The organism is Nitrosospira sp. NpAV, assembly GCF_000832065.1.
In the GTDB taxonomy this organism is placed as follows: domain Bacteria; phylum Pseudomonadota; class Gammaproteobacteria; order Burkholderiales; family Nitrosomonadaceae; genus Nitrosospira.
Map to the genome: position 1 here is coordinate 55804 of NZ_JXQM01000012.1, position 16556 is coordinate 72359.

16 protein-coding genes are annotated in these 16556 nt (G+C 56.0%); 12 read left to right on the forward strand and 4 right to left on the reverse strand.

The features are described from left to right. Positions 1 to 9: 9 nt before the first annotated feature. The 5 genes from folC (at position 10) to SQ11_RS08425 (ending at position 5671) form a co-directional block, all read left to right on the forward strand. On the forward strand, positions 10 to 1317 hold the full coding sequence (gene folC, locus SQ11_RS08405) for a bifunctional tetrahydrofolate synthase/dihydrofolate synthase (RefSeq protein ID WP_232297936.1): 1308 nt from the start codon (positions 10 to 12) through the stop codon (positions 1315 to 1317). 134 nt (positions 1318 to 1451) lie between these two features. Further along, positions 1452 to 2084 carry an SPOR domain-containing protein gene (locus tag SQ11_RS08410; protein WP_041513717.1) on the forward strand — a complete coding sequence of 211 codons (633 nt, stop codon included), beginning with the start codon at positions 1452 to 1454 and terminating at the stop codon, positions 2082 to 2084. 73 nt (positions 2085 to 2157) lie between these two features. After that, positions 2158 to 2667 carry a CvpA family protein gene (locus SQ11_RS08415; protein ID WP_041513718.1) on the forward strand — a complete coding sequence of 170 codons (510 nt, stop codon included), beginning with the start codon at positions 2158 to 2160 and terminating at the stop codon, positions 2665 to 2667. 119 nt (positions 2668 to 2786) lie between these two features. Beyond that, a complete protein-coding gene (purF, locus tag SQ11_RS08420) occupies positions 2787 to 4307 on the forward strand; it encodes an amidophosphoribosyltransferase (protein ID WP_041513719.1) in 1521 nt (506 codons plus the stop codon). Between the two features lie 182 nt (positions 4308 to 4489). Further along, positions 4490 to 5671 carry an O-succinylhomoserine sulfhydrylase gene (locus SQ11_RS08425; RefSeq protein WP_041513720.1) on the forward strand — a complete coding sequence of 394 codons (1182 nt, stop codon included), beginning with the start codon at positions 4490 to 4492 and terminating at the stop codon, positions 5669 to 5671. Between the two features lie 34 nt (positions 5672 to 5705). Here the strand turns inward: SQ11_RS08425 and gspF are convergent, their stop codons facing one another. The 4 genes from gspF to SQ11_RS08445 all read right to left on the reverse strand — a co-directional run bounded on the left by gspF (position 5706) and on the right by SQ11_RS08445 (position 11303). Then, positions 5706 to 6911 (reverse strand): type II secretion system inner membrane protein GspF, encoded by a 1206-nt coding sequence (gene gspF, locus SQ11_RS08430; RefSeq protein WP_041513721.1) that lies wholly within the window; start codon positions 6909 to 6911, stop codon positions 5706 to 5708. 48 nt (positions 6912 to 6959) lie between these two features. Then, on the reverse strand, positions 6960 to 8474 hold the full coding sequence (gspE, locus tag SQ11_RS08435; protein ID WP_269746037.1) for a type II secretion system ATPase GspE: 1515 nt from the start codon (positions 8472 to 8474) through the stop codon (positions 6960 to 6962). Then, complete coding sequence (gspD, locus tag SQ11_RS08440; RefSeq protein ID WP_232297937.1) at positions 8446 to 10593, reverse strand: type II secretion system secretin GspD; 2148 nt, start codon at positions 10591 to 10593, stop codon at positions 8446 to 8448. The genes gspE and gspD overlap by 29 nt, the downstream gene beginning before the upstream one ends. Positions 10594 to 10787: 194 nt before the next feature. Beyond that, entirely contained in the window at positions 10788 to 11303 is a 516-nt protein-coding gene (locus SQ11_RS08445) for a type II secretion system protein N (protein ID WP_041513723.1), read from the reverse strand. A 502-nt stretch (positions 11304 to 11805) separates the two neighbouring features. On the opposite strand from SQ11_RS08445, the gene gspG reads away from it, so the two are divergent. From gspG to SQ11_RS08480, 7 genes are all read left to right on the forward strand, one after another. Beyond that, positions 11806 to 12240, forward strand: a complete 435-nt coding sequence (gene gspG / locus SQ11_RS08450; RefSeq protein ID WP_052494107.1) for a type II secretion system major pseudopilin GspG — start codon at positions 11806 to 11808, stop codon at positions 12238 to 12240. 98 nt (positions 12241 to 12338) lie between these two features. Next, positions 12339 to 12845, forward strand: a complete 507-nt coding sequence (locus tag SQ11_RS08455) for a GspH/FimT family pseudopilin (RefSeq protein ID WP_232297938.1) — start codon at positions 12339 to 12341, stop codon at positions 12843 to 12845. Then, a complete protein-coding gene (gspI, locus tag SQ11_RS08460) occupies positions 12832 to 13218 on the forward strand; it encodes a type II secretion system minor pseudopilin GspI (protein WP_084226784.1) in 387 nt (128 codons plus the stop codon). The genes SQ11_RS08455 and gspI overlap by 14 nt, the downstream gene beginning before the upstream one ends. Further along, positions 13215 to 13835 carry a type II secretion system minor pseudopilin GspJ gene (gene gspJ, locus SQ11_RS08465; protein WP_041513726.1) on the forward strand — a complete coding sequence of 207 codons (621 nt, stop codon included), beginning with the start codon at positions 13215 to 13217 and terminating at the stop codon, positions 13833 to 13835. Before gspI ends, gspJ begins: the two co-directional genes overlap by 4 nt. 4 nt (positions 13836 to 13839) lie before the next feature. Beyond that, positions 13840 to 14754, forward strand: a complete 915-nt coding sequence (gene gspK, locus SQ11_RS08470; protein WP_041513727.1) for a type II secretion system minor pseudopilin GspK — start codon at positions 13840 to 13842, stop codon at positions 14752 to 14754. Continuing rightward, positions 14751 to 16013 (forward strand): type II secretion system protein GspL, encoded by a 1263-nt coding sequence (gene gspL / locus SQ11_RS08475; protein WP_052494102.1) that lies wholly within the window; start codon positions 14751 to 14753, stop codon positions 16011 to 16013. Before gspK ends, gspL begins: the two co-directional genes overlap by 4 nt. Continuing rightward, complete coding sequence (locus SQ11_RS08480; RefSeq protein WP_041513728.1) at positions 16010 to 16501, forward strand: type II secretion system protein M; 492 nt, start codon at positions 16010 to 16012, stop codon at positions 16499 to 16501. Before gspL ends, SQ11_RS08480 begins: the two co-directional genes overlap by 4 nt. Positions 16502 to 16556: the final 55 nt, after the last annotated feature.

The window sequence follows — 16556 nt, forward strand, 5'->3', positions numbered from 1 at the left end:
GAGCCACCGATGATGGAATCGGAATCCAGAACATTTTCCGGCTGGCTGACTTACTTCGATCATCTCCATCCCAAGACTATCGAGATGGGGCTGGAGCGGGTGAACCGCGTCAGAATCAAACTGGGCCTTACGCCATCTTTTCCCATCATCATTGTGGGCGGGACCAATGGTAAAGGGTCAACTTGCGCCATGCTGGAAGCAATTCTGAGCTGTGCCGGATACCGCGTGGGCTGCTACACGTCGCCACACCTGCTGCGTTATAACGAGCGGGTGCGGATAAACCGGCGAGAAGCAAGTGACGGCGAATTGTGCAGTGCTTTTGACGCCGTGGAGTCGGCTCGCATCAGTAGCGGCATTTCCCTGACCTACTTCGAGTTCGGTACGCTGGCGGCAATGCAATTATTCAGTCAAGCGGGCGTGGATGCCGCGATTCTGGAGGTGGGGCTGGGTGGACGCCTGGATGCGGTCAACATTTTTGACGCCGATTGTGCCGTGATCACCAGCATCGATTTCGATCATATGGAGTATCTCGGTGACACCCGGGAAAAAATCGGGTTCGAGAAGGCGGGAATTCTCAGGAGCGGGCAGGCTGCAATCTGCTCAGAAGAGGATATTCCCGCAAGTATTCGACACCATGCAAATAGCATTGGTGCGAATTTGATGCACATCGGCGAGCACTTCGGCTACTCGACCCACACAGCCGATGCAACGCTATGGAGTTATTGGGGGCCAGGCGGGAAACGCCATTCGCTTCCTCATCCCGCCCTGCGTGGCGCCTTTCAATTGCGTAACGCCAGTGCCTGCGTCGCAGCGCTCGATATCCTCCGGGACCGGTTGCCGGTTACCATAAGCGACGTACGCCAAGGCTTGCTGGACGTCACCTTGCCAGGAAGATTTCAAGTACTGCCCGGCCGGCCCGTGACGGTGTTTGATGTGGCGCACAATCCCGGTGCCGCATATGTACTGGCCCTTAACCTCGGTAGCATGGGGCAATACCGGAAAACTTATGCGGTATTCGCAATGCTCAAGGATAAGGATATAACTGGCGTGGCGCGGGCCCTTGCGGCAAAGGTGGATGTATGGCTGATTGCGGGCATTGATGCGCCGCGCGGTGCTTCGGCGAGTGAAGTGAGGCAGGCGGTGGAGGCCGCAGGGGCTGATGGCGCGGGAGAAACTGTTCTTACTTTCCCTGATCCTGCCACGGCCTACGCGTATGCCTGTAAGCAGGCGTCCGAAAATGATAGAATCTGCGTATTTGGCTCATTCCATACCGTCGCTGGGGCGTTACAGTACCGGAACACGGTTGAGCATGAATAGCGATCAAACGAATTCAACCCAAATCCGCTAGCTGTAGCGGATTCACCCAAAGGCGACCAAACAGCAAAGGAATTCTTTACGAATCATAATTCCAGACTGAGAAATGGGCGATCAACCACCGGATTCAGGTTCAAATGGCAAAAGCCGTCAGCGAAGAAGAAATTCAACTTAGAAAGCGCGCGCGAAGGCGTCTGGTCGGCGCAATTACCTTAGTGATCGCGGCGGTTGTAATTTTGCCAATGGTACTCGATAGTAAACCGGAACAGCGGAGTCAGGAGATTGACATCCGCATTCCACCGGAAGAGGCTGCGGAAGAGTTTACTCCCGGAATTGCGCCCCGTATGAAAGCGCCTACTCCCGAAAAAAATGCAACTGGCGTACAGCAGGAAACGCAAAAGCAGCAGGAAACGCAAAAGGAATCCGAACTCCCCGCCAAGCCTGCCCAATCTTCGAATGAGCCGGTAGAGAAGCCGGCTGCAGCCGGGACGAATGCGGGTGCCAAGGCTGAATCGGGAACTGCCAAGCCTACCGTCGCCACCGGAACGTTTGTCGTGCAATTGGGCGCATTCTCTGATCCGGTCAAGGCTCGGCAACAGCAGCAAAATGTGGCATCCAAAGGCACAAAGGCATACACCGAGACGCTTAAAACCGAGAAAGGGGAAATAACGCGTGTACGCGCCGGTCCTTTCCCCACCCGCGAGGAAGCGGAGGCTGCCCGCGAGAAACTGAAGAAGGTGGGGCTGGATGGCGTAGTGACAGATAAGTAGCCCGATGAGTTTGTGGAATTCATTGCCGCACAGGTAGGTGGACCGTGCTTGTGTAATTTTACTCTCGCTACGAATGACTATTTTCGATTACGCTGTTCTTGCCATACTTGTTTTATCGATTTTGCTGAGCATAGTGCGAGGTGTAGTGCGCGAATTACTCTCGCTGGCGGGGTGGGTCGTTGCGTTCATGGTGGCGAATTCCTTCGCGGCAGGATTTGCGTCCATGCTGCCATCCACCATTACCGGCGAATCGCTGCGCATGTTGCTGGCATTTGCCGCGTTGTTTTTATCGGCGTTGCTGGCGATGGCTCTGATTACCATGCTGATATCGGCTTTGATAAAGACCGTGGGATTGGGATTCGCCGACAGGTTTTTTGGTTCGTTATTCGGGTTCATGCGCGGACTGCTGGTCGTGCTATTGATGGTATTGGCAGCGGGGTTGACGGCGCTGCCACAAGAGCCTTTCTGGCAGAAAGCTTTGTTGAGCAAGCCGTTGGAAACAACGGCAATGATGGTGATGCCCTGGCTGCCACAGGATTTATCCAAGCGCATCAGTTATGTGAAACTGAAGCGTGAACAATGAGCATTTGCAAATATAATAGATGTCCTAGCGTTTCTACGTATTGCCCAGGGCGCTATGAGAGAATTTTCTTTGCGGTTCCCATACAGGGTTAATCCAAGTTACTTTTGCGGAGTGCAATAATGTGTGGAATTCTGGGTCTGGTCGCCCAAACCCCCGCCAACCAACTACTCTATGATGGACTGCTGGTGCTCCAGCATCGCGGACAGGATGCGGCCGGCATCGTTACCGCCCAGGACAATACATTTCATATGCACAAGGGCAACGGCCTAGTGCGGGATGTATTCCGCACCCGGAACATGCGTGCGCTGACTGGGAATATGGGTATCGCGCATGTGAGATATCCCACCGCGGGTTCCTCAGAATCTTCGGCCGAGGCGCAGCCATTCTATGTCAACTCGCCATTTGGCATCGTGCTCGGGCATAACGGCAACCTCACGAATGCGGCACAACTCAATCGGGAGTTGTTCCGTGAGGATCTGCGCCACGTCAATACGAATTCCGATTCGGAAGTCCTCCTTAACGTGCTGGCTCATGAGTTGCAACAAGGCACGAAAAACTACCATCTCGACCCCGCCGCCATCTTTGCCGCAGTGTCCGGGGTGCACCGGCGTTGCCGGGGTGCGTATGCGGTTGTGGCAATGATCGCCGGTTATGGGTTGCTGGCATTTCGCGATCCTTATGGCATACGTCCATTGGTGTTCGGTTGCGCCGATACCGAACAAGGGATGGAATATCTGGTGGCTTCGGAGAGCGTGGCGCTCGATACCTTGGGATTCAAGCTGGTGCGGGATATCGCACCGGGAGAAGCGATTTTTATCGATGGAGACGGGAACTTCTATAACAAGCAATGCGCCGCTAATCCCGTGCATAACCCGTGTATCTTCGAATATGTCTATATGGCGCGCCCCGATTCAGTGATGGATGGTATTTCGGTGTATGAAACACGCCTTAACATGGGTGAGAGCCTGGCCGATAAAATCACCAAAACCATGCGTCATCTGGATATCGACGTGGTCATTCCAATTCCCGATTCCAGCCGTCCCAGTGCCTTGCAACTGGCAAATCGCCTGGGGTTGAGTTTCCGTGAGGGCTTCGTCAAGAACCGCTATATTGGACGGACCTTCATCATGCCGGGACAGCAGCAGCGGCGTAAATCGGTGCGTCAAAAGCTCAATGCCATGCGCGTGGAATTCAGCGGCAAAAACGTGCTGCTGGTGGACGACTCGATCGTGCGCGGGACGACCAGCCGCGAGATCGTACAAATGGCGCAAGGAGCAGGGGCGCATAAGGTATACTTTGCTTCCGCCGCGCCACCGGTTAGGTTTCCCAATGTCTATGGGATCGATATGCCTACGCGCGAGGAACTCATTGCCACCGGCCGGGATGATGACGAGATCTGTCGCGAGATCGGTGCTGATCACCTCGTTTATCAGGAACTCGATTCCCTCATAAAAGACGTATCCCGCGTCAATCCATCCATTACGCATTATGAAACATCCTGTTTCGATGGTCATTACATTACCGGTGATGTCACCGAGGAGTATCTGGCCGTTTTGGAAGCGCAACGCAACGGGGGTGCTCCATTGTCGCGAACCGGGTCCAGCACGCAACTGGACTTGAATCTGGCGGGAGCGGATTAAGGCTGGGAAATCGAGGGTTTATCCAGTATTTCATTGATGGGGATTTGACAAAAACAATTCCCAAGCGTAGTTTAACGATGTGCGCCGATTTGATATTCAGCTTGCGGGCGCGTTATAAATTCGGCTAAAGCGGGGAACCCGTTTTAGCAAATGCTGAACGGGTTTTTTATTGAGGGGTTCGCATGTCTGACGATTTTGAGCTGGAAACACTGGCGCTGCATACGGGCATTCACCGCAGCCAATTCAACGAACACTCTGAAGCTTTGTACCTGACTTCGAGTTTTGTATTTGATAGCGCCGCTCAGGCCGCGGCACGTTTTTCCGGCGCTGAACCGGGAAATATATATTCGCGCTTTACCAATCCCACGGTTACGGCTTTCGAAGAGCGGCTTGCCGCCCTGGAAGGGGCGGAAGCCTGCGTAGCCACTTCTTCAGGCATGTCGGCGATACTCGCCTGCGTAATGGGGCTACTTTCCGCCGGTGATCACATCGTGGCATCTCGCAGCCTGTTCGGTTCTACAGTGAACCTGTTCAATACCATCCTCAAGCGCTTCAATATCGAGACAACTTTTGTTTCCGCCACCGATATTTCGGCCTGGGAGGCGGCGATAAAGCCCGCTACAAAATTGCTGTTCATCGAAACGCCATCAAATCCGCTTACGGAAATTTCGGATATCGCCACATTGGCAGCTGTGGCAAAAAAAGCCGGTGCATGGCTTGCGGTCGATAACTGCTTTTGTTCACCGGCGCTGCAACGGCCGCTGGATCTGGGCGCCGATCTCGTGATTCATTCCGCCACCAAGTATCTTGAGGGCCAGGGCAGGGTGCTGGGCGGTGCGGTACTGGGAAAACGGGATCTGGTGATGGAGCAAGGGGTGTTCGGCTTCTTGCGTACCGCCGGACCGAGCCTGAGCCCGTTTAATGCCTGGGTAATTCTGAAAGGAATGGAAACCTTGAAGATTCGCATGGAGGCTCATTGCGCAAACGCCCTGCAAATTGCCCGCTGGCTGGAAGCGCAGCCCGGCGTGGCGAGAGTTCATTACCCCGGCCTGCCGTCGCACCCGCAGCACGCGCTGGCCAAACGTCAGCAGAAAGCGGGTGGCGGCATCGTTTCATTTGAATTGAAGAATGGAAAAGAGGCGGCGTGGCGAGTGGTGGATTCAGTCCGGTTGATTTCGATCACCGCCAATCTGGGCGATACCAAGAGTACGCTCACGCACCCCGCCACCACCACCCACGCGCGTATCAGTCAGGAAAACCGGGATGCGGCGGGCATCACCGACGGTCTCCTGCGCATCGCGGTGGGGCTCGAAGCGGTCAAGGACCTCAAAGCCGATCTGGCAAGGGGATTGAATGCGTCATAGTGCGTTCTGCCGGAAAAGACCCACTCGGAAATGTTTAATGCACCAACTGGTTAATCTCGATAATGGGAAGCAGTATGGCGAGAACGATGAGCAGCACAATGCCGCCCATCACCAGGATCATCACTGGCTCCAGCAGCGTCAGAAATACTGCCAGGCGCCGTTCAAGCGCCCGGGTTTCGAGCTGTGCGGCGCGTTCGAGCATCTGCGCCAGCTTGCCGCTCATTTCCCCGCTTGCCACCAGATGGACAAGCAGAGGAGGAAATACGCGCGTTTCGCGCAGCGCCCGGGCCAGGCCCGCGCCTTCGCGCACCCGCGCGATGGTATCTTCGATAGCCTTGCGCATTACCACGTTACTCATTACGCGCGCGCCGGAGTGAAGGGCCGTAAGAAGCGGCACGCCACCCCCGACCAGAATCGAGAGGGTACTGGCGAAACGGGAGGTGTTTTCACCTCGAATGAGTGATCCCAGCCAGGGCATTCGCAGCAGCAGGGCATGCCAGCGGTACTTTGCCCTCTCGTGGCGCAGCGCCATGCGGGCAGCGATCAATCCGCCCGCGATAGCCGTAAGAAGATACGGCCAGGCCATGCCGAGGAAATCGCTCAATCCGATCAGCGCCCGCGTCAGAAAAGGCAGACTCTGGCGTGAATGTTGAAACACCTGCACCACTTGCGGCACCACGTAAACCAGCAGGCCGGCAACAATCAGAATCGCTACCACCGTAACCAGAATCGGATAAAGAAGGGCAAGGCTGGTTTTTTGCTTCATCGCCTGCCGTGCGTCGAGATAGTCCGCCAGATGCTGCAAAATTAGAGGCAATGCGCCGGATTCTTCGCCCCCGTGCACCAGTGCGCGGTAGAAATCGGGGAAACTTTTGCTGTAGCTACCTAAAGCGCCGGCGAGAGAGAGGCCTCCCGTGACTTCGGTTTTAACGCCGCCCAGCAATTCCCGCGTCGCGGGTTCGGCGGTCTCCTCGATCAGTGCCGTAAGCGACTGCTCCACCGTCAACCCGGCCGACAGCAACGTCGCCAGCTGCCTTGTCAACAGACTCAGCTCGGCCGAAGAAATGCCCCGCGTCCAAGGCAACTGCGCCTGCTCCCGCGCCCGTACCTGATCTACCACGGAAGGCAACAGGCCCCGGGCACGCAATTGCGCACGCGCCTGACGCGGCGTATCGGCCTGTACCACGCCGGACACCGTGCGGCCCGCGGCGTCGAGCGCTTCATAGCGGTATGCTTCCATTAACCGAAATCCGGTAGTTGATCGCTCATGTAATAGGATTAAAGAGCCCTATTCGCGCGTCACGCGCACGACTTCTTCCAGACTGGTTACGCCTTGCGCAACCAGGCGAATGCCATCGTCCCGCAACGACCGCATGCCCCGGGAAATTACATACTCCCGCAGATCCTGCTCGGATGCACGATCATGGATATGACGGCGCAAGTCGTTGTCAACCGTCAGCAATTCGTAAATACCCGTACGGCCCCGATAACCGGAGTGATTGCAGCTGGCGCACCCTTGCGCTTTATAAAAAACGGTGGGTGCCGAATCGAATCCGAGAGGCTGCAACTGTGCAGCGTTCCCGGCAAAGGGCTCGCGGCATTCCAGGCAAAGCCGTCTCACCAGGCGCTGGGCACCCACTCCGATCAGGCTTGAGGCGAGCAGAAATGGCTCAACACCCATATCCACAAGCCGGGTAACCGCACTCACCGCATCGTTGGTGTGCAGCGTGGCGAATACCAGATGACCGGTAAGGCTGGCTTGTACCGCGATCTGCGCCGTTTCGAGATCCCGGATCTCTCCAATCATGATGACATCAGGATCCTGGCGCAAAATAGTGCGCAACGCCCGCGCAAAACTCATTTCGATGCGGGTATTTATCTGTGTCTGGCTGATGCCGTCAAGATCGTACTCGATGGGATCCTCAACAGTCATGATATTGAGTGTGGCCGAATCAAGCCGCGAGAGGGCGGCATAAAGCGTGGTCGTCTTACCTGAGCCGGTGGGGCCGGTGACCAGGATAATGCCGTGGGGCTCCCGGATCAGCTTGTCCATATGTGCCAGTGTGGCATCGTCCATGCCAAGCCGTGGCAGGTCGAGCCGTCCAGCTTGTTTATCGAGCAAACGCAGCACCACACGTTCACCGTGAACGGTGGGAATCGTGGATACGCGCACGTCAACCGGTCTGCCAGCCATGCGTAGCGTAATCCGTCCGTCTTGCGGCAGGCGCTTCTCCGCGATGTCCAGGTGCGCCATGATCTTGATGCGTGAGACCAGGGCAGCATGCAGCGCGCGCGCGGGTTCGATCAGATCACGCAGCGTGCCGTCGATGCGCAGCCGCACCACCGAGCGGGTTTCATAGGGTTCAATATGAATATCCGAGGCGGTATTGCGTAGCGCTTGTGTAAACAACGCATTAATGAGGCGGATAACCGGTGCGTCATCCTGGCTCTCGAGCAAGTCTTCGACTTTTGGCAGCTCCTGCAATAACCTGGAGAGGTCTATGTCCTGCGCGAGATCGCCGGCAAGGGTGGCGGTACCGGCAGCCGCGCCGTTATATAGCGTGGAGACAAGCTCATCGAACTCGGCGGTGCCAACACGGCGCGCGTGCAAAGGTACACCAAGAACACGGCGCAATTCCGCCAGTGAACCGGCTGGCGCGCCGTTGCGCACAGCCACCTCCGCTAGCCCATTCTCGATGGAGGTCACGACGACACCACCGGTTTTGACAAACGCATAGGGAACCATATCGGAGGAGATCATGGGAGTGGAGTTTTTATCGTTTCGTACCGGGTCCTGTTCCATCGGGGACTTCGGCCTTATCAGGTATCACAAGGGTTTTCGGCGGACGTGGCGGCAGACTGGGCGATTCCAGGTTCGGAAGGATAGGATGAGGTTTGGGTTTGGCTTTGTTCTGGTCGCTTAGAACTCGGTCATATTGTGTATTGGTAGGCAGTTCGGCGTTCTCGCTATCGCGAATCAATGTCGGACGCAGGAATACCATCAGATTGGTTTTGTTGCGCGAGCGCTTGTTGTAGCTGAATAGATGCCCAACCCATGGAATTTCTCCAACCAACGGAAGTCTTTCGACCGAGTCGTTAACGGTTTCCTGTATCAAACCGCCGAGCACGATAATCTGACCGTCGTCGACCAGCACTGTTGACTCGATAGAGCGTTTGTTCGTAATCAGCCCATTGGTTGCGTTCACCGTGCCGGGAACAACGCTGGATACCTCCTGAAAAATTTGCACGCGAACGGTGCCGCCTTCAGAGATGAGGGGCTTGATTCTCAGCGATAGTCCGACATCCTGGCGCGTGACGGTCTGAAACGGCGATGATACGGCGCCACCCACCGGGGGAATAAACTGCCCGGTGGGAATCGGTACGTTTTGACCAATGACAATCCTCGCTTCCTCGTTGTTCAGCGTGAGTAATGTCGGGGTAGAAAGAATATTGGCGTTGGCATCCGTTTCCAGCGCACGGATAAGCGCATGCAGATTGATTACGGGCCCGATGCCGGGGATGGCGGTAACAAGGCCTTTCATGATTCCGATGGTCAGGCCGGGCCCCGCGGAAAGCGGATTCTGAGCAATATTGAGGATATTTCCGCCACTGCCGGCTCCTGCATTAAAACTGGTGCCGCCAACGACCTGCGTGCCGCCCTGGCTACTGTCGATTATGTTCTGCCACTGAATCCCGAATTCCGCGGCCCGGTCGGCGGTAATCTCGGCAATCAGCGCCTCGATATATACTTGCACACGGCGTACATCGAGCCTTTCTATTACCGCGCGCAAATTGTTGTAGATCGCATCCGGCGCGGTAATAATGATCGAGTTGGTGGCTGCATCCGCCTGAATGATACTTTGCATCATGGAAGAACCGGCGGTTTGGGTTTGCATCGGAGCTGGCGTCATCGACGAGGTAGCGGAAACCGTCCCTGCGGAGAATCCCGAGGGGGGGTTGGGGGTGCCCATGGAGCCGCCAGGGGATGAAGTTCCAAAAGCCGTACCGGTTGTTTGGCCCATCCCCGCGGATGCTGAGACCGATGGCGGTGGCGTGGTTTTGTGATAGATCGCCCGCAAGGTTTCAGCAAGTTTCACCGCATCGGCATTTTTCAGAAAAACAACATGTATATTGCCGCCCGCGCTGGTGGGCAGATCCAGTATAGCTACCAGTTGACGCAAGCGATTTAGCGCCGCCGGATCTCCCGAACGCGCCAGCAGGGTGTTTGACCGGGCATCCGCGACGACCATAAAGCTCGGAGTTTGTAGCCCTCCGGATTCCAGCAAGGCTTGGGCTTGCGCTTGCGCTGCTTCTGCAAACAGGCGATTGACCGTTTGCGCGACATCAATGGCCGAAGCATGTTGAAGCGATATGGAAATCGGATCGGTTCCGCTGGGTTGATCGACCGCGTTGATGATTTTTTCCAGGCGCTGAAGGTTGCTTGCATAATCGGTGATAATCAGCGTATTGCTGTTCTGGTTGGCGCTAATGCTATTGTTGGGGGCGATGAGCGGACGCAGGACGGGAACCATTTGTACCGCCGATTCGTGCTCCAGCGTGAATACCTGTGTCTGGATCCGGTCACCGGCGGCGGGACGTTTCTCGTTCGGGCCAACGGTAGGGGTCTGGAATAGCTTGGCATCACTTTCAGGCACAATTTTGATGACGCCGTAATCCTCAACCGCCGCATAACCGTGCAGCCGCAATGCGGACAGGAATACATCGTATACTAATGATCTAGGCATCGGCTTTGCTGAAACAATATTGATCGTACCCTTGACGCGCGGATCGAGCATGAAGTTTTTCCGGGTTATCTCGCTCACCGCCTTTACCACGCCTTCAATCTCTGCATTGACGAAATTAAGCGTGACAACATCCGGATCGCCGAGAGCCGAAAACTTGTTAGTGTGTAAGGCATTCATTTCCGGAATAGCAGCAACCGGGCTGGTTACTCGGTTCAGTTTTGCTCCACCTCCATTTGGCGGCTCTGTAATTATTGTATCGGGCCAGGCCTGACCGATTGAAGTCACTATGGCCGTCCATAAAAATCCTGCGCGTAACCCGCTATACTTCATGTTTTTTGCCTTCTGATATTCATCGCCGATTGTGCGGCGGATCATTCGTTAATTTGTGGGGTGACGGATTCCGGGGGTGAATTGATGCCTGACGGCAGGGGGGAATCCGTAGATGAGTCTTTACCCGGCCATGCGAGTGTTTCACGCAATCCATTACGCTCCAGGATGATGTGATTCGGATGAACTTCCGCGAGCCGGACACCGGAGGCGATGTTCTCGCCTTCAAGCACTGCGAGAATCTCTTTTGAATCAAGCTGCATGACTGCATATCCACGCCTACCGGCAGAAGCCGCCACAACGCCGAGCAGCTTTATCGCGATTCCGGCCGGAGCGGCGATGTGCTGTTCACGTTGCACGGTACCGAACAAATCGCTGGCAACCGCTATATTGCCTCCCGCTTCGACAGGTCCCTGAATAACTGGGATGGGGCGGCCGGCGAACCACGCCTCGCTCCAGTATGCGAGCACCAGGCCAAGTGTTGCCAATGCGGCAAGCGTCGCCAAAGACACAATGGCTGTCTGTGCGAAGCTCGATCGATCAATGGAAACTCCCCGCATCCTAATATCTATTCCGGATTACTATTGGAACATCGAAACGAAAGTTTGTAATCGGCTAATCATCCGGTCTTCTAGCGGATAGACTGGATTGATGACCTATAATACTGATACCGTAAAGCCCGAAGGTTTTTGGCTGGGAATCCGGTTGGGAAATGACTTTCATATCTCCGACAAGAAATCATAAATTATCGTGGAGATTGCAAAACGTTAAACAAGGCCCTTTTAAGAGATTAATTCCTGGGGGGATTATTGGGGCACAATTGTACTCTGTTCACGCTTTTTCGGTTTGACGAATTGAATCCGAATCCGGCAGCTGACCGGTGAATAAAAATATGAACGGTGCTGTTTATTGACAGCGATTCTCAGGAGTGGTGTGAATTCCTTGCAGCGCTAGGGTTAATGTGCTGGGTTTGCAAAACGACAGATGGTATTGCATCCCCTACACCCGCAAAAAATAATGCAGAATGCTGTTTTCAGTCTAATTGCTAAAGGTAATCCGTCAATGCAGACCGTATTTAGGGGGCAGCGTGGTTTTACATTGCTCGAAGTGATGGTGGTAGTGGTCATCCTTGGAATTCTCGCCGTAATGGTGGTGCCAAAGATCATCAGCCGGCCTGATGAAGCGCGCATAATCGCCGCGAAGCAGGATGTTGCCAGCCTGATGCAGATGCTGAAGCTTTACCGTCTCGACAATCATCGCTACCCCAAGACCGAGCAGGGGTTGCAGGCGCTGGTGACGAAACCGGCTGTTCCTCCGATTCCACCCAACTGGAAGGCAGGGGGTTATGTGGAGCGCCTTCCCAAAGATCCGTGGGGTAATCCCTACCAGTATCTGAATCCCGGTGTACATGGGGAGATTGATGTTTTCAGTTTCGGCGCGGATGGCGTTTCCGGTGGAGAGGGCAACGACGCCGATATTGGCTCCTGGAACCTTTAATTTTCAAACGAATTCTCGTGTTTGTGCGCAACGCTTCGTGGAGCTGCTCAGCGGTTTCCTGATTTCAGGGCGGGCAAAAATCAATGATCGCAGCGATCATGATAAAAAGAGGCCGGGGTTTCACGCTTATCGAGGTGCTTGTCGCGCTGGTGATCATGGGCCTTTTTGTCGGGCTGGTCACCGTTATCGTGCGGCCGGATGAACGTACGCTGCTTCGCGTTGAGGCCGAACGGCTGGCTCAGCTTCTCGATCTTGCCGGAACCGAGGCGCGCATCTCGGGCAGACCCGTCGCATGGACCGCTGATGGCCCGGGCTACCGGTTCTGGCGGTATCGCGAAAATATCGGATGGGTGGAAATTCGCGGCAATGAGTTGTTGCGCGCGCGAACGCTGCCGCAAGGTATGGCGATCGCCGGTCTGTTGATCGAAAACATGCGCGCCCGGGATGCCATGCGGCTGGAATTCAACCCCCAGGGTGCGACCATGGTTTATGCCATAAAACTGGCGCTTGGCGGAGAGTATTACACTATTGCCGGTTCTCCGGTCGGGGAGGTGCGTGTGTTGCCGGGACAAGACAAAGCGGATGGCAAGAATGCGCCCAGATAGCGACGCCGGATTCACATTGATCGAAGTGCTGGCCGCATTGGCCATTATCGCGGTCGCGCTGATGGCGGCACTGCGCGTCACGAGCCAGGGTATCAGCAATGTCGGCGAGTTGCGTTCCCGCCTGTTCGCCAGCTGGGTCGCGGAAAATCTGTTGGTAGAGCAACGTGCTCGTGGAGACTGGCTGTCACCGGGGACCTATCGGGGTACGGCACGTCAGGGGAATACCGATTTTATTTGGCGCGAAGAGGTCACCGAGACATCCAATCCCGCTTTCCGCCGAGTCAATATCTTCGTATTCGCGGTTCCCCAGGAATCCTACCTGCTTGCGCAGCTTACGGGATTTCTGGCGCGGCCTCCGGGAATAGTTCCATGAGATCTGCTCATGGTTCGATGTCCCTCGGGTTTACATTGATCGAGCTGTTGACCGCCTTGATTATTCTTTCTCTGCTGGCGCTGATGTCTTACCGAGGGCTGGGTGCGGTGCTTGATGCGCGAGAATATGTCAAGCAGGAGACCGAAAAATGGCGGCGCGTAACATCGTTCTTCACACGCTTTGAGCGCGACATGCAGCTTGCGGCGCCGCGTCCGGTGAGGGCGATATCCGGCACTGCACCGGCGTGGGACGGAAGACTTCATGCGATGCCCGACGGTGCAGCATCGCCCCGTCTAGAATTCAGCCGTTTTGCCTCGGCCGAGGGTATCGATAGCGCGCGGCGTATTGGCTATGTGCTTAACGAGAAACAGGAAATCGAGCTCTGGTTATGGCCTGGTCTCGATGTCGCACCGGGCATGCAGCCAGAACGCTATCCCATATTGACCGGAGTTGTCACATTCGAATTACAATATCTCAGTGCTGATCGACTATGGATGAACATTTGGCCAGACATGATGGCGGGTTCGCCGATTGCCGCGATTTCTTCAATTCCCCAGGCCGTGCGCGTACGTATCGTGCTCATGTCGGGCGAGGAAATCGAGCGCGTTTTTCGCTGACGCCATGAGAGTAGCGCAACGTGGTGTGGCCGTTGTACTCGCCATGGGTGTCGTAGCGCTTGCCGCGATAGCGGCGATTGCAATAATCGTCCCGCAAAGTATCTGGTTGCGGCACAATCAACTCACAAACGAATATGTTCAGGCGCAAGTCATGGTGCAAGCCGGTGTGGATTGGATTCGCGCCGTATTGAGCGATGACCGCCGCTTAAGCAATGTTGATCATCTGGGTGAAGCATGGGCTTTGCGAATGCCTGTGATGCCCATCGAGAAAGGCGAGCTTGTGAGCCATATTGATGACCAGCAGGGCATGTTCAATCTCAATAACCTAGTGCAGGATGGAAAAGTCAGCGCCACGTATCTTGCTCGCTTCAAGCGCCTGCTGGCGCTTCTGAATCTGCCGGTCGCGCTCGCCGATGCCCTTGTCGACTGGATGGATGCCGACAGCGCGCCACAGCCGCAGGAGGGTGCGGAAGATGAGTACTATCTCAGACTGAATCCGCCTTATCTTGCTTCCAACCGGCCACTGACCGACGTGGCTGAACTCGCGCTGGTCCGCGGTTTTGACAGTTCTGCGCGTGCACGCCTGCACCCGTTTGTGACGGCACTGCCGCGTTTTACCCGTATCAACGTGAATACCGCACCACCGGAGGTTCTGGCCGCCATGATAGAGGGCCTGGGTATTAACGGTGCGCGCACGCTGGTCGAGCAGCGCCAGCGCGCCTATTTTCGTGATGATGCCGATTTTCTTAATCGGCTTCCCCAGGGCGCCGTGGTGGAAGACAACGACGTCAGCATAAGCAGCGATTATTTCATGGCGACGCTGCGCGTAACGATGGGTGACGCACAGGCCCAAGGCATGGTACTGCTCGCCCGCATGGATGCGGGATGGCCCGCCATCATCTGGCGTAAATACTTATGAGCTTGCTTAGAATTTATTGCCAGCTTCTGGATGAAGCGCAGAGATGCGAATGGGTATGTATTAAGAATGATCACGAGCCCATTACAGGTGAGGGACCGTTAGAGGAACAGCTTGTGGATCTGCTGCAATGTACCAGGGATACCCGCGCCGGGCACGTACGGTTGATCCTACCCGCCACCCAGGTTTTGCTCACGCGCACCCGTTTACCCGGCACGGCCCGGCACCGCACAAGCGCCATGCTGGCTTTTGCAATTGAAGAGGAAACTCTGCGCGAGCCGGATGCCAATCAAGTAAGCTGGATCGGTAACACGGGAGACGACGACGTACTTGCGGTTTTCGACAAGAAGCGGCTGCAGCATTGGCTCGATGTGCTTGGCGCGGCTGGGATACGGGTTGATGAGATTGGCTGTGAAACATTGTTGTTGCCGTGGGTGGCGGGAGAATGGAGTCTCGCCTGGGATGGCCGCGAAGGGTTTGTACGCATCGGCGAGCTTGAAGGCGCCGCGACCGATTGCGGTAACCGGGCGTCGCCTCCATTGTCTCTGCAGCTCATGCTTGAAGAAGCTGCAACGCACGGGGCCCGGCCGGCATCCATCGCACTCTATACCATGGTGCCAGCGGAGCAGCTGGCTGGAGAGCCCATCTTAACGCCGGATATCGACGCTTGGCAGCGCGAACTTGGCGTCGCCATCCGCCTCGAGGGAGACTGGAACTGGCGGAAGGGGTCGCTGGATGCCAATGTCAACCTGTTGCAGGAGCGCAAGCGCTGGCGCGTATTTTCAGGATTGATGGCGCGCCTGCGGCTGACGGCCTGGATCGTGGGGGGTGCGCTGGTGCTTCATGCCATTGCGCTTGTCGTCGACTGGACGTTGCTTGCCAACGAACAGCGGGCATTGCGCCAGCATATGGAGTCGCGGTTTCGTGCTATCTTTCCGGATGCGGTCGCGGTGGTGGATCCGGCGCTGCAAATGCGCCGTAAACTCGCCGAGGCCCGTCATTCCGCCGGCGTATCCGATAGCAGCGATTTCTTGCCGATGATCGAAATGGCAGCAGTGAGTCTGAAGGAATTGGCTCCGGGCAGCTTGCGTGCCATTACCTACGAGAATACGCGGATGACGCTGGAACTCGTCGCGCTCGACGAAGCGGCAATGCGGCATGTGGTTGCGCGCTTGCGGGAAAGCGGACTGAACGTGGATGTTTCGCCGGTTCCGGCTGGAATGGGAACTGGAGTGGTCGTCATCAACCTAAGGGCGTCATGAGAGCACGGATTCTTAAACTCTGGGAATCGCGTGCACCGCGCGAGCGGCTGCTTATTGTCGGATTGGCTATTGTCGTGGGTATAACCCTGTATCTATGGTTGGTAACCGAAGCAGACCGGGCACGTACTCAGTTGCGTGCCAATGTTCCGCTGCTTCGGGCACAGTCAGCCCGCCTTGAACAACAGGCGTCCGAGCATGAAAGCCTGCGTGCCACCCCACCCCGGGCAGCGTCACCCGAGGATCTGCGCACGCTGATGCAATTCCATATGGATGCCGCGGGATTATCCCATGCATTGGTCAGCCTCGATGCGGCGGATGCAAACCAGGTTCAGGTGATGTTTAGTGCGGTACCGTTCGCGGACTGGCTTAACTGGGTTGCGGCAATGCAATTGCAGCAAGCCCGATTCGAGGGCGGACGGATCGAAGCCCTGCCTGAACCCGGCATGGTGGGTGTGACAGGAACATTCGTCCGCGTCCCGGTGCACTAAGCCATTCGTTCCGGCGAGCAAGCAAAAGACGTCATACGGGCGAAACCGGTATCCA

Bases quoted from the DNA above. Each gene is read 5' to 3' on its own strand.
- gspG (WP_052494107.1), top strand. From the start codon at position 11,806: ATGCAGACCGTATTTAGGGGGCAGCGTGGTTTTACATTGCTCGAAGTG.
- purF (WP_041513719.1), top strand. From the start codon at position 2,787: ATGTGTGGAATTCTGGGTCTGGTCGCCCAAACCCCCGCCAACCAACTA.
- gspD (WP_232297937.1), bottom strand. From the start codon at position 10,593: ATGAATGCCTTACACACTAACAAGTTTTCGGCTCTCGGCGATCCGGAT.
- gspK (WP_041513727.1), top strand. From the start codon at position 13,840: ATGAGAGTAGCGCAACGTGGTGTGGCCGTTGTACTCGCCATGGGTGTC.
- folC (WP_232297936.1), top strand. From the start codon at position 10: ATGATGGAATCGGAATCCAGAACATTTTCCGGCTGGCTGACTTACTTC.
- SQ11_RS08480 (WP_041513728.1), top strand. From the start codon at position 16,010: ATGAGAGCACGGATTCTTAAACTCTGGGAATCGCGTGCACCGCGCGAG.
- SQ11_RS08415 (WP_041513718.1), top strand. From the start codon at position 2,158: ATGACTATTTTCGATTACGCTGTTCTTGCCATACTTGTTTTATCGATT.
- gspE (WP_269746037.1), bottom strand. From the start codon at position 8,474: ATGGAACAGGACCCGGTACGAAACGATAAAAACTCCACTCCCATGATC.
- SQ11_RS08410 (WP_041513717.1), top strand. From the start codon at position 1,452: ATGGCAAAAGCCGTCAGCGAAGAAGAAATTCAACTTAGAAAGCGCGCG.
- gspJ (WP_041513726.1), top strand. From the start codon at position 13,215: ATGAGATCTGCTCATGGTTCGATGTCCCTCGGGTTTACATTGATCGAG.
- gspI (WP_084226784.1), top strand. From the start codon at position 12,832: ATGCGCCCAGATAGCGACGCCGGATTCACATTGATCGAAGTGCTGGCC.
- SQ11_RS08425 (WP_041513720.1), top strand. From the start codon at position 4,490: ATGTCTGACGATTTTGAGCTGGAAACACTGGCGCTGCATACGGGCATT.
- SQ11_RS08445 (WP_041513723.1), bottom strand. From the start codon at position 11,303: ATGCGGGGAGTTTCCATTGATCGATCGAGCTTCGCACAGACAGCCATT.
- gspF (WP_041513721.1), bottom strand. From the start codon at position 6,911: ATGGAAGCATACCGCTATGAAGCGCTCGACGCCGCGGGCCGCACGGTG.
- gspL (WP_052494102.1), top strand. From the start codon at position 14,751: ATGAGCTTGCTTAGAATTTATTGCCAGCTTCTGGATGAAGCGCAGAGA.
- SQ11_RS08455 (WP_232297938.1), top strand. From the start codon at position 12,339: ATGATAAAAAGAGGCCGGGGTTTCACGCTTATCGAGGTGCTTGTCGCG.